Raw genomic sequence first — 13,843 nt, forward strand, 5'->3', positions numbered from 1 at the left:
CCCCTGGTCGGCATTCTTCGGAGGCCACGCATACACTCGTGCCCCATGGAACTGAAGATCGTCGTCTATTCGAAGTCCGCCTGCCCGCAATGCGACACGGCGAAGAGTCTGCTCAAGTCCCGCGGGATCGAGTATCAGGAGATCCTGATCGACGACGAGGCCGAGCGCCTGGCCTTCTACGAGAAGTGCGGCCCGTCCGTGCGCCAGATGCCGCAGGTGTTCATCAACGACCAGCGCGTCGGCGGCGTCACCGGCCTGCAGGCCGCGTTGAAGCAACTGGGCCGCTGAGCCCCGCGATCACTTCGCCGGCGCGATGCCCAGCAGGCCGTCGCGCGTGCTGCCGCGCACCTTCGGGCCGATCCAGACCTTCATCATCATCGGGAAGAAGCTCTCGCCCTGGATCGTGTCGCCGACCTTCTGGCCGTTGACGCTGAACTCCGTCGTCTGCTTCGCGGGGTCGTAGTCGATCGTGACCAGATCGCCCTTGAGCAGCTTCGCGCGGTTGCCGAAGACGACGCCCAGCTGCGAGGTCTGGATGATGTTCTTCGAGAACTCCTCGGCCGCGTTCTGGCGGATCCGGTCCAGCATCGCGTTGGCCAGGTCGCGCGAGGACACGTCGCGCATCATGTAGAAGGTGATGCGCTTGGCGCCCTTCTCGGCGACCGCGGCTTCCATCGTCGTCTGCTTCTTCGGCAGGTAGAAGGCCACCGCCGTCGAGCGCGTCGACAGGATGCTCGATGTCGCGGCGCCGTTCAGCTGCAGCGTCTGGTTGTGCAGCAGCGCGGTGTCCTGGAACTTGAAGCCCTCGACTTCCACCTCCGCCGCGAAGGCGAACGAGGACATCGCGGCCAGGCCGATGAACAGGGTGTTCCGGAAGGAACGGACAAGGCTGGGACGGACAAGGGCGGAACGGTGCATGGATTGTCTCCTCGAGGCGTGACGCGTCATGTTGTGAGAGGGAACCGCGAGCCGGCCGGATGCGGTGGCAAGTGAGGTCGTGGCTCGGGGCGTCGCGAGTTCAGGCCGATGGTGACGGCGATCGCGGGCGCGTTGCGGACCGGATTAAAGCGCGGCGGGGTGTGGCGCGTCAGCCCCGGAAACTGGGGCCGTGCCTCTAATCCGATGCCCGATGTGACGAATGGCACAAGCCCCGGCCTGTTCCGCTGGCACGATGCGCCCCGATTCGAAAATCCAGAACTCCCCGGAGGGATCCCCGTGTCCATCGACCTTCTCCGCGCGCGCCCGTCCGCGCTCGCCGCCGCCTTCGTTTCGCTGGTCGCCGTCACCGGCACCGCGCACGCCACCGAGAACAGCCAGGTGCGCGCGCTGCTCGGCGCGCCGTCCTATGAGATCTCGACGCCGCAGTTCCCCGGCGTCTACCTGCAGACCTGGTACCAGCATTACGAGGCCGACAAGCTGCGCGACGCCGACGGCAACACGCCGACGCGCTCGCTGACCATCCCCGGTGTCGGCACGCTGCCGCTGACGGTGAACGGCTCGATCAAGGCGGATGTCTTCGTCCCGCGCATCACCTGGGTCACCGAGAAGATCGTGATGGACGGCCGCCTGGGCTTCTCCGCCGCGTTCCCGCTGGTCAAGCAGACCAACGACTTCACGCTGAGCACCGTGCTCCCTGCCGGTCTGCCGCCGACCGCGGTGGCGCAGATCAACCAGCAGCTGGCTGCCGCCGGCGGCGCGCTGTCGGGCAAGCGCAGCGGTCTGGCCGATCCGGAACTGGCCGCCTACATCGACTGGCAGCAGGATGAATCGCGCGTCGCGCTGGGCGTCGCGTTCAACCCGCCGATGGGCTCGTACGACGCGGACCGTCCGGTCAATCCGGGCGCCGGCAAGTTCTGGACGTTCAAGCCGCTGCTGGTGGCCTCGCGCGTGTGGGAGAACGGCCTGGCCGTCGGCCTGCGCGCGACCTACTCCTTCAACACGCGCAACGACGACACGGGCGTGCGTTCCGGCCAGTACCTGCATGCGGACTGGTCGGGCACCTACCAGCTGAACGACCAGTGGAAGGTGGGCGTGCAGGGCTACGTGCTCAAGCAGTTCACCGCCGATCGCGGCGGCGATGCCGGCGCCAACAAGGTGCAGGCGCTGTCGGCCGGCCCACTGATCGCCTACCTGGCCGAGAGCGGCGAGTGGGGCGTCGACTTCAAGGTGATGAAGGAGTTCTCGGTGCGCAACCGCCCCGAGGGCACCATCACCTGGCTGCGTCTGAACTACCGGTTGAACTGATCGCCGCGGCGACGGCGACGGCGACGGCTGATCGCCGATCGCCGATCGCCGATCGCCACGATGCGGCAGCGCATCGGGTGATGCCGGCGCATCTCGCCGTCGGAGGCGTCAGAAGTCGTAGATGTGCTCGATGTCGTCGCCGGCTCGGTCGGCCCGCCTGAGCTCGTCGGCGAGACGCGCGATCGGCACCGCGACGACCGCGCGTTTGGTGCCCGGTCGCGTGAGGATGGGCTGCTCGAAGAGCAGCCGCGTGCCGGTCGGCCGCCAGGCTTGCGGGACCAGTTCGCTGACCACGATCTCGCCGGTGTTGCCGGCGACGCTGAGGAAGTCCACGTCCTGCCGGGCGAGCCATCGGCTGTAGGTGGTGAAGCCCTCGTAGCGCGGGATCGTCGCGTAGATCGGTCCCAGCGCCGAGGAGGACGGGGGCGCCGACATCGGCGGGACGATGAAGTCCGGATGCGCGGCGCGCTCGGCTGCGTCGTCGGGCGCGTGGCTCAGCCACACGGCGGTCACCGGTTTCGGCGCGTCGTAGATCGTCTGCGTGCCCAGCTTGATCAGTCGCGCATACCCTTCCTTGACGAGCAGCTCGGTCGTGAGCAGATAACGGCGCTCCCATTTGCGCGCCATGTTCGGACCGGTCATCGGCACGTCGCGCCACAGCGCCTTCAGCTGCGAGGCGAAGTCGAACTTGTACCAGGGGTCGATGCGGATGAAGTCGACGTAGTCCTGCGCGTACCGCGCCGCGAAACGCTCCTCGTCCACCGGACCGCCCGTGCCGCGCAAGCCCTCGGCGATGCGGCCGATGGTGCGCTCGTAGGCGCCCTTGAGCGCGTACTCGACCGTCGTGCTGACGCCGATGACCATCACCATCAGGTGGTAGCCGCCGTTGAACGGATAGCGCTCGATCTCGCGATTGATCGCGCCGTACGACTGCCAGAACTGCCCGATGTGCGCGAACAGCGGGAAACGGCTCGGCGCATCGCTGCGGTGCAGCCACGCGGCGTACTCCGCCGGGCTGTGCACCAGGTACCACTCGGGGAAGGTGAGGAAGGTCTGATCGGGTGTCCGTCGATCCTCGACCGGCGTCTCCGGCACGGCCGCGGCGATCTGCGACGCACGGGGCGCCATCGGCTCGGCGGCGCCGACGATGCCGGCTCCGCCGAAGGCCACCGTGATCCCGATGGCCAGCATCGACAGGGTGACCCGGGCTCCGGTGAACCAGCCGCGCGCGCTTGATGGCGATGGCGATGGCGAGTGTCGTGTCGACCATGTGTTCATGCGACCTCCGCCGGCTTGATGAAGCAGAACAACGTGTTCATCGTCGGGTCGTTGGCTTGCAACACGCGATGGCCGCTGTCCTCGAACCCGGCGTCGCGCAGGCGATCCACCCAGTCCTGGCCCGAGGCGAAGTGACGACGCTCGGCGACGTTGCTTTCCCAGGTCTCGCCCAGACCTGCGTTGAAGACCGTGTGGGCCAGCGACACCAGTGCGCCGAGGTCGGGATCCCGCACGTCGTGATCGCGCACGATGAACGCACCGCCGGGGCGCATCACGCGATGAACCGACCGCAGGAAGGGGCCGAGCGTCTCCGGCGTCATGTGATGCAACCCGATGTAGCAGGTCACCAGGCCGATGCTGCCGGAGGCGATGGCGTCGGACAGCGGCGCGTAGTCGTCGAGCGTGACGTGCCGCCCGGGCCGCGCGATCCGGCCGCGCTCGACGATGTCGACGGGCGAGAGGCCCTGAGGTTTCTCTTCGACGAACACGAGCTCGCCGCGCAGTCGCAGCGCCTTCGCCAGCCCGGCGTGATAACGCGCCTTGGAACCGATCTCCAGGTAACCGTCGAACTCGCGCTCCGTCAGCACCGCCAGCGTCTGCCGCGTCATCTCCGCTTTCTGCTTGAACAGCGCCGGCAGCGCGTAGCGCAGTTCCGCCGCCGCGGGCTTGATCGACGGCAGGCGGCGCTGGATGTCGCGGTAGATGCTTTCCTCATCGGCATGGCGCGCGACAGCGTCCGCGATCAGGTGGTGGAAGCGATCCTCCGGCGCGGTGTGGAAGACGTTCTGCAGGAACAGGTAGAAAGCGTCCGACAGGCGCGTGTCGCCGAACACGCGGTGGAACTCGGTGCTGCCTTCGGCGCCCGAAGCGGGCGAGCTGGGCGGTGCCTGCGCAGCATCCGACATGCACGACGCGCCCGGGCAGTACTTGTCCCACAGCGCGTTGGTGAAACGATGCTGCGGGTCCAGGCGTTGCTTCAGCGCGAAGAGCTCGCGCGCGCCGGGATAGGCGCGGTGGAACTGCTCGTGCGTCGCGTGTGGCTGGTAGGGCAGGTAGTAGGCCCCGCCCACCGACAGGACCGCGTCGATCAGCTCGCGCGTCCACACGGCGACGCGGCGGCGCGCGTTCTCGCGGGTGCGCTGCTTGTGATACAGCACGAAGGCGAAGGTCTCCGTCGGCGCCCAGGCCAGCAAGGTGTCCGGATCCGGCATCGCATGCCGGATCGAGATGTTGAGCGCGTTCACCCGGTGGCGCCGCAGGATCTCGGCCATCTTCGGCACGAAGTCCGTCAGCCGCTCCACCGGCACGAAGTACTCCTGCAGCACATAGGTGCGGTGCATCCGCGTCGGGGGCTCCAGCTCGGCCACGTCGTAGCCGGCCTCGTAATTGCGCCAGTGCACCTTGCCGCGCAGGTAGAGCAGCGGATCGATCAGCTTCTCGCGGCGTTCCTTGCCGAAGGGGGTCTCCGACATGGACCACAGGAAGTAGCGGTGCAGCGGATAGGTGCGCCGCAGCGGCTGCAGGCGGTCGGGGACGGTGGCCGGCTTGTCGGTCTCCTTCCAGGTGACCGCGCGCAGCGTGCGGTAGTGGGGGCCGTAGAGGTCCGCGTTGTGGAAGACCGCGGCCGGGTTGCCGCGCACCTGGTCCTTGAAGTAGCTCCAGTAGTCCGCCAGCGGCATGACCGCGTCGTGGCGCTCCACCTTCTGGTTGGTGTCGAGGTCGAGTTCAACCTCCACGATCACGCCCAGCGCCCCGTAGCCGCCAATGGCGCCGCGGAAGATGTCCGCGTGGGACTGGCGCGTGGCCTCGACGACGCTGCCGTCGTGGAGCGCGACGCGGATCGCGCGTACCGACAGCACCAGCGGACCGAGGCCGACATACCGTCCGTGGCAGTTGACGCTGAGCGCGCCGCCGACGGTGAAGTTGGCGTAGGTCTGCATGATCTTCACCGACAGTCCGTGCGGATCGATGAAGCGTTGGATGTCGCACCAGCGTGTGCCGGCCTGGACGCGGATCGTGCGCGCCGTCGGCGAGAACGCGACCACGCGGTTCATGGACCGCATGTCGATGTGCAGGCTGCCCGGACTGGCCGTCTGGCCGCCCATGCTGAAGCGGCCGCCGCCGACGGACACCGGACCGGTGGTGCGCCGCAGCGCTTCCTGCACGTCCTCGACGGACTCCGGCGCGACGATGGCCATGACACGCACCGGATTCAATCCGGTCACGTCATTGACGATGTGATGGGAAGACATGCTCAAGGGGCGACGGTGAGGTAATCGGCGGGACGCTGCGCATCGAAGCGGCGGCCCTCGGGGACGGAGCGGCGCAGGCCGCATTCGACGCACAGGACCAGCGGCCCGAGCACCGGCAGGGCCGCGAGCAGCAGCCACCAGGCGGAGCGCCCGCGGTCGTGCAGGCGCCGTCCCCAGATCGAGATCAGCAGGACGGTCGTCGCCAGTGCGGCGACCCATCCGAGCGGCGTGTCCGCGACCGCGATCGCGATCCACAGCGCGAGCGGCACCAGCGTGCCGTGGCGCAGCCAGAATCCGCCCCGCGTGAGCGTGCCGGCCGTCGAGAGCTCCCTCCAGGCCGCGTGTGTCGATGGCATGGCCATTCCTCCCAGGCGCGCATCATGCCGCAGCCCGGGCGCCGTCCCGACCCGCGTACACCCGCCCGGGTGAGGGGGGCGTCAGCGCTCGTAGAGCTCCAGCGGCAACCCGTCGGGATCGGCGAAGAAGGTGAAGCGCCGGCCCGTCAGCTCGTCGACGCGCACCGGCTCGACGACGATGCCCTTGGCCTCGAGGTCGCGCTTGCCTTGCTCGACGTCGTCGACCTCGAAGGCCAGGTGGCGCAGTCCCTGCGCCTCCGGGTACGAGGGCCGCGCCGGTGCGTCGGGAAAGCTGAAGAGCTCGATCTGCGCGCCGTCCGGCAGCGCGAGGTCCAGCTTGTACGAGCGCCGCGCCTCGCGGTAGGTCTCCGCGATCACGCGCAGGCCCAGGACCTCGGTGTAGAAACGGCGCGAGCGCTCGTAGTCGGCGCAGATGATCGCGGCGTGGTGGATGCGCAGCAGCATGGTCGGTCCGTCCCGTCGATTCAATCCATCAGTTCATCGTCGGCCGCCGCGCGGCCCTCAGGGCGGCCTTCAGCACGTCGACGTCGACCGGCTTGACCATGTGGTCGTCGAAGCCGGCCTCGCGTGTCTTCTCGCGGTCCTGTTCCTGTCCCCAGCCGGTCAACGCGATCAGACGTGGATGGCCGATGTCCTCGCCCATCGCGCGCAGCCGGCGCGCCACCTCGTGACCGTCCATGTCGGGCATGCCAATGTCCAGCAGGACCGCGTCGGGTCGCAGCGCGCGGACGGCCTTCAGCGCCGACGCGCCGTCGTACGCGACCGCCACCTCCGCGCCCATCAGCCGCAGCAGTTCCGCGGTGGTGTCGGCGGCGTCGCGGTTGTCGTCGACCAGCAGCAGCCTGGCGGTCAACGGCGCATCGCTGTCCGACGCCGCCGGAGCGCCCGCCGCCGCGGCGGGGATCTCCGGCAGCCGCAACTGGAAACTGCTGCCCTGTCCCGGGCCGTCGCTCGTCGCGGTCAACTGGCCGCCGTGCAGGCGCGCGAGCGTTTGCGACAGGCTCAGCCCGATGCCGAGCCCGCCCTGCGATCGGCTGTGCGAGCGATCCAGCTGCGAGAACAGCTCGAACAGCTGCGGCAGTTGTTCCGGCGCGATGCCGATGCCGTTGTCCGTGACGGTCAGGACGGCGTCGGCGCCGTCGCGCGCGACATGCACATCGATGCGACCGCCCGGGTCGGTGTAGCGTGCCGCGTTGTTCAGCAGGTTCACCAGCAGTTGCGTGAGCCGCACCAGGTCGCCTTGCACCCACGGCGGCGGACCGTCGAAGCGCAGGGTCAGGCGATGTCCCTCGCGGTCGATCAGCGGGCGGCTGCTCTCGACCGCCGCGTCGATCACGGCGCCCAGGCTCACCGGCTCGTGCCGCAGCGTGATCAGTCCGCGGCTGATGCGCGAGACCTCCAGCAGATCGTCGACCAGCCGCACCATGTGATTGACCTGGCGTTCGAGCAGCTCGCGGATGCCGGTGAAGCGGCCCTCGCGGTCGGCCGCCTCGAGCAGGTGCACCGCGTTGCGGATCGGCGCCAGCGGGTTGCGCAGCTCATGCGCCAGCGTCGCGAGGAACTCGTCCTTGCGCCGGTCCGAGCGCAGCAGCCGCTCCTCGCGGTCCTGCGCGATCGCCTGGCTGCGCGCGCGCTCCACCGCGACGCGCGTGCGGTTGGCCACCTCGCGGATCAGGGACACGTCGTCGGCGCTCCAGGCGCGCGGCGCCTCGTCATGCACGAAGAGCAGCGCCACGAGCCGGCCCTGTTCCAGCACCGGGACGTTCACGATGGATCGCACCCGCATGGCGTCGAACGACGCGCGATGGTCGCGCGTGCGCGGATCGTCGTGGACGTCGGCGATCTCGACGACCTCGTCGCGCTTGAGCTGCTCCACGAAGCTGCCGTAGTCGCGGAAGCGGCGCAGGCCGGCCAGGCTGTCGAAGCCGCCGCGCCGCCAGTCGCGTTCGATGCGGACGGTCTCCGTCTCGTGATCGACGGTGCAGTACCCGGCCCGCGACGCGGTCAGCATCATCCCCAGCATCTGCGCCGAGGCGAAGCCGATGTCGGCCGGCGATCCGACCTCGCGCAGCCGTTCGCTCAGCCCGGCGAGCGCCGCGCCGCGCTGCTCGCCGCGCAGGCGCGCGGTGACGTCGAAGCCTTCGACGAAGATGTGCGTGACCGCGCCGCGCTCATCGCGGATCGGCTGGTAGACGAAATCCAGGAAGTGCTCGCGTGTCTGACCGTCGGGCGTATCGGCGGTGAACAGCGCGCTTTGCGCCGTGTAGGCGCGCCCGGTCGCGTAGACCGCGTCCAGCAGCGTCACGTAGCCCTGCGCGGCCGCGTCGGGGAGCGCCTCCGCGACGCTGCGGCCGATCACCTCGCGGTCGCCGATCAGCCGCTGGTAGGCCGGGTTGATGCTCTCGAACCGATGCTCGGGACCGGCCAGCACGGCCATGAAGCTCGGCGCCTGCTCGAAGAGCTGGGCCAGCCGCTGGCGCTCGCCGTGGACGCGGCGCTCGGCCATCACCTTGCCCGTGGTCTCGACGACGATCGCCATCACCCCGGCCGGCCGCCCCTCGTCATCCAGCAGCGGCGAGTAGTCCAGGTTCATCCAGGCGCTCTCCGCGCGACCGTGGCGATGGAGGACGAGTTCCTGGTCCTCGTAGTTCAGCGTGCCGCCGGCCAGGCCGACGCGCATGACGTGGTCGTTGAACTCGGCCACCTCGGGCCAGCCCTCGCGCACGTTGCTGCCGAGCAATTGGGGATGCCGCGCGCCGGCGAACACGCCGTAGGCATCGTTGTAGATCATCACGCCGGGTTCGCCCCAGAGCATCACGATCGGCGTGCGCGAGCGCAGCATCAGCGCCGTCGCGTGGCGGACGTGATCGGGCCAGGTGTGCAGCGGCCCCAATGCGGTCTTGCCCCAATCGAAGGCGGCGATCAAGGGCGCGACCGTGCCGCCACCGGACAGGAAGGGCGGCAACGCGGGGAGATCGGCGGAAACGGGCGGGTCGGAGGGGGCAGCCAAGGATGCTCCCGCGAGTCGAGGGAGGGGGAAGTATCCGCCGAACCGCGATGCCGGCCGCGTGGGGGCCGTCAGTGCCTGCCGGCGCTCACGATCACATCGCGCGGGCCGGCCACGAAGCGGTAATCGCCCGCCGGCATCGGCGCGGCGTCGTCGTCCAGCGCATAGACGTGCAGATGCACGCCCTGTCCGCCGGCCTCGAACTGGCAATGGCCGCCGAAGCTCGTGCCCTTGGCCAGGCGGCGGTCCAGGTCGTCCTCGTCGTCATGGACCTCGGCGTTCACCCAGACGTAGTCCAGGCCTTGGGGGCCACGTTCGACCGCCGTCGAGCGCACCGGCTGGCCGTGCAGCATCGGGCGCAGCAGGGCGACGCAGCGGTCGTGCTGGGTGGTTTCGTAAGCAGTCATTTCCGGCTTGCCGCCGGTGGAATCCGACACGCAGGCGCCCAGCAGGGCGCACAGGACCGCGGCGATCGCGGCGCGCACCGCGGTCGCAGGGCGCTGGATCGATCGAAGGTCAGTCACGGCAACTCCTGGATCGTCCTGCTGGACCGCAGGACGAGACTTGAAGCGTAGCCGGGCTACGTCAAGCGCGTGTGAATGGGGATATCCGGGCGCGATGCGCACGGCCACTGATCCTGGGGACATCGGTCGCATGACGATGGGTCGCCGGTTGACCGCACCGGTTCCCCGGCGTGTCGCGCCGTCGTGCACTTCGTCCCGGCGGGAGCGCGGTCTGTCGGAGAGGCGTCCGGCGCAGGCGCGGCTGCCTAGACTCCGCCTCGACATCAACCTTCGAGGGAACTTCATCATGACCATCCGCTCCATCCCCGCCGTCCGTCTGATGGCGCTGCTGCTCGGCGGTGCCGCCGCCGTCCTGTCCACCGGCTGCGTGATCGCGCCCAACACCGCCGAGGCCACCACCCAGCGCATGGAAGACGTCCGCAAGATGAGCGAGCAGGCCACCACCACCTGTGGCGCCGGCAACGTCAAGGAAGTCAACGCCAAGAGCTTCAGCTGCAAGTAATCCGCCGCGGGATGGCTGGCGAGCGCCACGGCGCAGGACGACGGCCGTCGCATTCCGCCCTTCGAGATGGATCGGTCATGACAGGGCCTTTGGCCTTGGGCGATCATCACGGCTCGTCTTGTCGAGTCCAGGATCTGCCGCCATGCCTACCTCCAGTGCGCCTTTCGCTCCGTTCTTCCTCGGCACCCGGCTGCCGCTGATCCAGGCGCCGATGGCCGGCGTGCAGGATGCGCGGCTCGCGCTCGCGGTGAGCAACGCGGGTGGGCTGGGCTCGCTGCCCGCGGCGATGCTGACGCCGGAGGCGCTGCAGAAGGAGTTGCAGGCGCTGCGCGACGGCACGGACAAGCCGTTCAACGTCAACTTCTTCGCCCACACATCGCCGACGCCGGACGAGGTCCGCGAGGCCCGCTGGCGTGACCGCCTCGGCCCGTACTACGCCGAGTTCGGCATCGACCCGGCGCAGATCAAGGCCGGCCCCGGACGCGCCCCCTTCACCGCGGAGATCGCCGACCTCGTCGAGCCGTTCAAGCCGCCGGTCGTGAGTTTCCATTTCGGACTGCCCTCGCCGGAGCTCATCGCCCGCGTGAAGGGGTGGGGCAGCCTCGTGCTGGGCAGTGCGACCACGGTCGACGAGGCCCGCTGGCTGGATGAACATGGCGCCGATGGCGTGATCGCCCAGGGCTGGGAAGCGGGCGGACATCGGGGCCATTTCCTCAGCGACGACCTGACGCGCCAGCCCGGCACCATGGCACTGCTGCCGCAGATCGTGCGTGCGGTGAAGGTGCCGGTCATCGCGGCCGGTGGCATTGCGGACGTGCGCGGCATCCGCGCGGCGCTGGCGCTGGGCGCGTCGGCGGTGCAACTGGGCACGGCCTTCCTGCTGTGCGAGGAAGCGACGACGAGCGCGCCGCATCGGGCGGCGCTGCGCGATCCGACGAATCACCACACGGCGGTGACGAATCTCTTCACCGGTCGTCCGGCGCGCGGCATCGTGAACCGCTACATGCGCGAGGTCGGTCCGCTGAACGACGCGGCCCCGCAATTCCCGCTGGCGACCTCCAGCATTGCGCCGTTGCGGGCGAAGGCCGAAGCGCAGGGCAGCGGCGACTTCTCGCCGCTGTGGTCGGGTCAGAACTTCGCCGCGGTGCGTGAGATCGGCGCGGCCGCGCTTGTTGCAGAGCTCAGCGCCGCGTTCTGACGCTCAGCGACGCTCAGCGACGCTCAGCCGCCGCTCCCTCGAAGTCCTCGGTCGCAAAACCGTTGAAGGACGGTACTGGTTGGGGACGGGAGGTCGCAGGGTTTTGGCGCTTGCCGCCAAGGCCCTGCGACCTCGCGGCCAACGCCCCGGCCTAGGCAGTCAAGGCAACGGTGCCCCACGCGCTGCCACGTACAGCGCGTACCACTCATTACGACTGAGCTGAACACGGAGCGCATCGCCGCAGGCGCGGATGCGATCCGGGTTGGCCGATCCGATGACGGGCTGGATGCGCGCCGGATGCCTCATCAGCCACGCGAGCAGGATGCCTTCCGTGCTGACGCCGTGCTGCTGCGCCAGCTTGTGGACGAGCGCGCGCGCGGCCTCATCGGCGGGGTCCTGCGCGGTCTCGCCGCTGAAGCGGCCGCGGGCCAGCGCGGCCCAGGCCTGGAGCTGGATGCCGTGCTGCTGGCAGTGTTCCAGCGTGCCGGTCCAGGCCAGCGCGCCGGGACGGACTGCGGCCTGGCGGTCGTTGAAGCAGGTGCCGGCGTCCAGCGGTTCCAGGTGGCCGAGGCCGAGTTCCAGCTGGTTCACGACCAGCGGCTGATCCAGCGCGTGGCCGAGCCACGCCATCTGGCCCACGTTCATGTTGGACACGCCGAAGTGGCCCACCTTGCCCGCCGCGCGCAGGCGCTGGAAGGCCTCGGCGATCTCCTCGGGCTGCATCAGCGGATCCGGGCGATGCAGCAGCAGGATGTCCAGGCGCTCGGTCCCGAGGCGCTTCAGGCTGGCCTCGACCGCCTCGACGATGTAGCCGCCGGACAGGTCGTAGCGGCCTGGGCCCTGGTCGTCGGCGAAGCGGATGCCGCACTTGCTCTGCAGCACGATGCGGTCGCGCAGCGAGGGCTGGCGGCGGAACAGTTCGCCGAAGACCGACTCGGCCTTGCCGCGGGTGTAGATGTCGGCGTGGTCGAACAGCGTCACGCCGATGTCGAGCGCGGCCTCGACGGCCGCCTGCGCATGGTCGACATGGGCGTCGGTCCACGGGGAGTCGTCCCAGTGGCCGCCCAGGCCCATGCAGCCATAGGCGAGTGGGCTGGCGGTCGGGAGGTGCTGCTGCAGCGGAAGGGCGTGGCTCATGGCGGGGCGTGCGCGTTCTGGAATGGGGAACGCGCCCCGAAGGGCGCGCGGTGCGGGATTGTGACGCGGCGCGCGGGCGCCGCGTTTCATGGTGGTTTCATCGTGAACTCATCGCGCGATCAAGCCCGGCTGTCCAGCGGTCACGCCACGCCGGGCAGGATGTCGACACGCCATGCGTTGCCGGCCCGCGAGACCTCCAGGTGCGCGTCGAAGCGCACGTCCAGGAACCGCCCGATGACGCCGAAGTTGGTGCGGCTGTGTTCCGTCAACTCGGTGCACGTGTACGCGGCCGGGCGGCCTGAACCGGCCACCGCCAGCGCGAGCGGCAGCGCCAGCTGGTCCGCCAGGTGCGGGCCCGCCGCGCCGGCGGAGACCTCATAGGCGCGCATCTCCGTGAAGACCTTCCGTGCGACTTCTTCCGCCGACAGCCCGCGCTCGCCGAAGGCGATGAACACCTCGGTCAGGTGCTCGTACGCGAGCGTCGTCATCAACGCGTTCCCGGGGCCTTCGTTCTGACGTGCCGTGCCGATGCGCAGTTGATGCGTGTCCCAGTTGGTCAGGCGTTCGAGGGCCTCGAGTTCGCGCTCGGCCACGCCGCGCGGCAGCGCCGGCGCCACCGCTTCCGCGAACGCCTCCACAGGCTCGCCGCGCTCGAGCAGGTCGAACGGGCGCAGGCCGCCGTCGGCCGGCGTGATCACGGCCTCGATCTCGCCGCCGCCGGCGGGATAGAAGCCGTGACGGCGCAGCGTCAGGTCCAGCTTCGCCCCTGCGCGACGCATCAGCGGCGCGAAGCTGCGCTGCAGGAAATGGAAGGGCGGCGCCATCGGGTTGTGCGTGCCGCCGGACAGGTGCAGGCGGCTGGGCGCGTCCGCCAGCATCAGCGGCGGCAGCACGGTCTGCAGCACCAGCGTGCAGCTGCCGGCCGTGCCCACCGCGAACCGGTAGTCACCGGCGTGCACCTGGCCGGGACGGAACTCCAGCGTCTGCGAGCCGAGTTCCGCACCCACCACCGTCGCACCGCATACCTCCTGCGCGGCGAGCACGCAGGTCAGGTGCTGGCGCATCAGCCCCGGCTTGGGGCGCTTCGCGCGGATGCGCTCGATGCGCAGCGGCGTGCCCGTGCACATGGCCAGCGCCAGCGCCGTGCGCAGGATCTGCCCGCCGCCTTCGCCGTGCGAGCCGTCGAGCTCGATCATCTTCTCCGTGGTCTTCATCTTCTCTCGCGCCCCCGCAATCCATGCGAGGGGCACGCCTCTCTGTCGTTGTCGCGCGTGTTCTCGCGCTTGTTGTCATGTCGGACGCCGGGTCTGTCGCCCAGTCAGTC

At 69.6% G+C, this 13,843-nt stretch carries 13 protein-coding genes; 4 read left to right on the forward strand and 9 right to left on the reverse strand.

Annotation, left to right across the window (positions count from 1 at the left end; genetic code table 11):
- Window positions 1–45 precede the first annotated feature (45 nt).
- Window positions 46–288 (forward strand): glutaredoxin family protein, encoded by a 243-nt coding sequence (locus AC07PR_RS28775; protein ID WP_377157746.1) that lies wholly within the window; start codon window positions 46–48, stop codon window positions 286–288.
- Between the two features lie 9 nt (window positions 289–297).
- Here AC07PR_RS28775 and AC07PR_RS28780 read toward each other — a convergent pair whose 3' ends face one another.
- The gene (locus tag AC07PR_RS28780) at window positions 298–918 is read right to left on the reverse strand and encodes a chalcone isomerase family protein (protein WP_377157744.1); all 621 of its coding nucleotides are present in this window, start codon (window positions 916–918) and stop codon (window positions 298–300) included.
- A gap of 297 nt (window positions 919–1,215) precedes the next feature.
- Here AC07PR_RS28780 and AC07PR_RS28785 point away from each other — a divergent pair, with 297 nt between their 5' ends.
- Window positions 1,216–2,244, forward strand: a complete 1,029-nt coding sequence (locus tag AC07PR_RS28785; RefSeq protein ID WP_483108814.1) for a SphA family protein — start codon at window positions 1,216–1,218, stop codon at window positions 2,242–2,244.
- Window positions 2,245–2,352: 108 nt separating this feature from the next.
- On the opposite strand, the gene AC07PR_RS28790 is transcribed toward AC07PR_RS28785, so the two are convergent.
- From AC07PR_RS28790 to AC07PR_RS28815, 6 genes are all read right to left on the reverse strand, one after another.
- Window positions 2,353–3,522, reverse strand: coding sequence for a hypothetical protein (locus AC07PR_RS28790; RefSeq protein WP_495137301.1), 1,170 nt, complete (start codon window positions 3,520–3,522; stop codon window positions 2,353–2,355).
- Window positions 3,519–5,774 carry an FAD-binding protein gene (locus AC07PR_RS28795; protein WP_495137302.1) on the reverse strand — a complete coding sequence of 752 codons (2,256 nt, stop codon included), beginning with the start codon at window positions 5,772–5,774 and terminating at the stop codon, window positions 3,519–3,521. The genes AC07PR_RS28790 and AC07PR_RS28795 overlap by 4 nt, the downstream gene beginning before the upstream one ends.
- 2 nt (window positions 5,775–5,776) lie before the next feature.
- Window positions 5,777–6,130, reverse strand: a complete 354-nt coding sequence (locus tag AC07PR_RS28800) for a DUF805 domain-containing protein (RefSeq protein ID WP_483108817.1) — start codon at window positions 6,128–6,130, stop codon at window positions 5,777–5,779.
- An 81-nt stretch (window positions 6,131–6,211) separates the two neighbouring features.
- The gene (gene gloA2, locus AC07PR_RS28805) at window positions 6,212–6,595 is read right to left on the reverse strand and encodes an SMU1112c/YaeR family gloxylase I-like metalloprotein (RefSeq protein ID WP_483108818.1); all 384 of its coding nucleotides are present in this window, start codon (window positions 6,593–6,595) and stop codon (window positions 6,212–6,214) included.
- Window positions 6,596–6,623: 28 nt separating this feature from the next.
- Entirely contained in the window at window positions 6,624–9,161 is a 2,538-nt protein-coding gene (locus AC07PR_RS28810; RefSeq protein ID WP_495137303.1) for a hybrid sensor histidine kinase/response regulator, read from the reverse strand.
- Between the two features lie 68 nt (window positions 9,162–9,229).
- Window positions 9,230–9,682: a hypothetical protein gene (locus tag AC07PR_RS28815; RefSeq protein ID WP_495137304.1), complete on the reverse strand. Its 453-nt coding sequence runs from the start codon at window positions 9,680–9,682 to the stop codon at window positions 9,230–9,232.
- Between the two features lie 286 nt (window positions 9,683–9,968).
- On the opposite strand from AC07PR_RS28815, the gene AC07PR_RS28820 reads away from it, so the two are divergent.
- Both AC07PR_RS28820 and AC07PR_RS28825 read left to right on the forward strand, forming a co-directional pair.
- Window positions 9,969–10,184 carry a hypothetical protein gene (locus tag AC07PR_RS28820; RefSeq protein ID WP_377157739.1) on the forward strand — a complete coding sequence of 72 codons (216 nt, stop codon included), beginning with the start codon at window positions 9,969–9,971 and terminating at the stop codon, window positions 10,182–10,184.
- 142 nt (window positions 10,185–10,326) lie between these two features.
- The gene (locus AC07PR_RS28825; RefSeq protein ID WP_495137305.1) at window positions 10,327–11,382 is read left to right on the forward strand and encodes an NAD(P)H-dependent flavin oxidoreductase; all 1,056 of its coding nucleotides are present in this window, start codon (window positions 10,327–10,329) and stop codon (window positions 11,380–11,382) included.
- Between the two features lie 159 nt (window positions 11,383–11,541).
- Here the strand turns inward: AC07PR_RS28825 and AC07PR_RS28830 are convergent, their stop codons facing one another.
- Window positions 11,542–12,519, reverse strand: a complete 978-nt coding sequence (locus AC07PR_RS28830; RefSeq protein WP_495137306.1) for an aldo/keto reductase — start codon at window positions 12,517–12,519, stop codon at window positions 11,542–11,544.
- Window positions 12,520–12,659: 140 nt separating this feature from the next.
- Entirely contained in the window at window positions 12,660–13,715 is a 1,056-nt protein-coding gene (gene rtcA, locus AC07PR_RS28835) for an RNA 3'-terminal phosphate cyclase (protein WP_495137342.1), read from the reverse strand.
- Window positions 13,716–13,843: the final 128 nt, after the last annotated feature.

The organism is Roseateles sp. GW821-FHT09H11 (assembly GCF_059415845.1).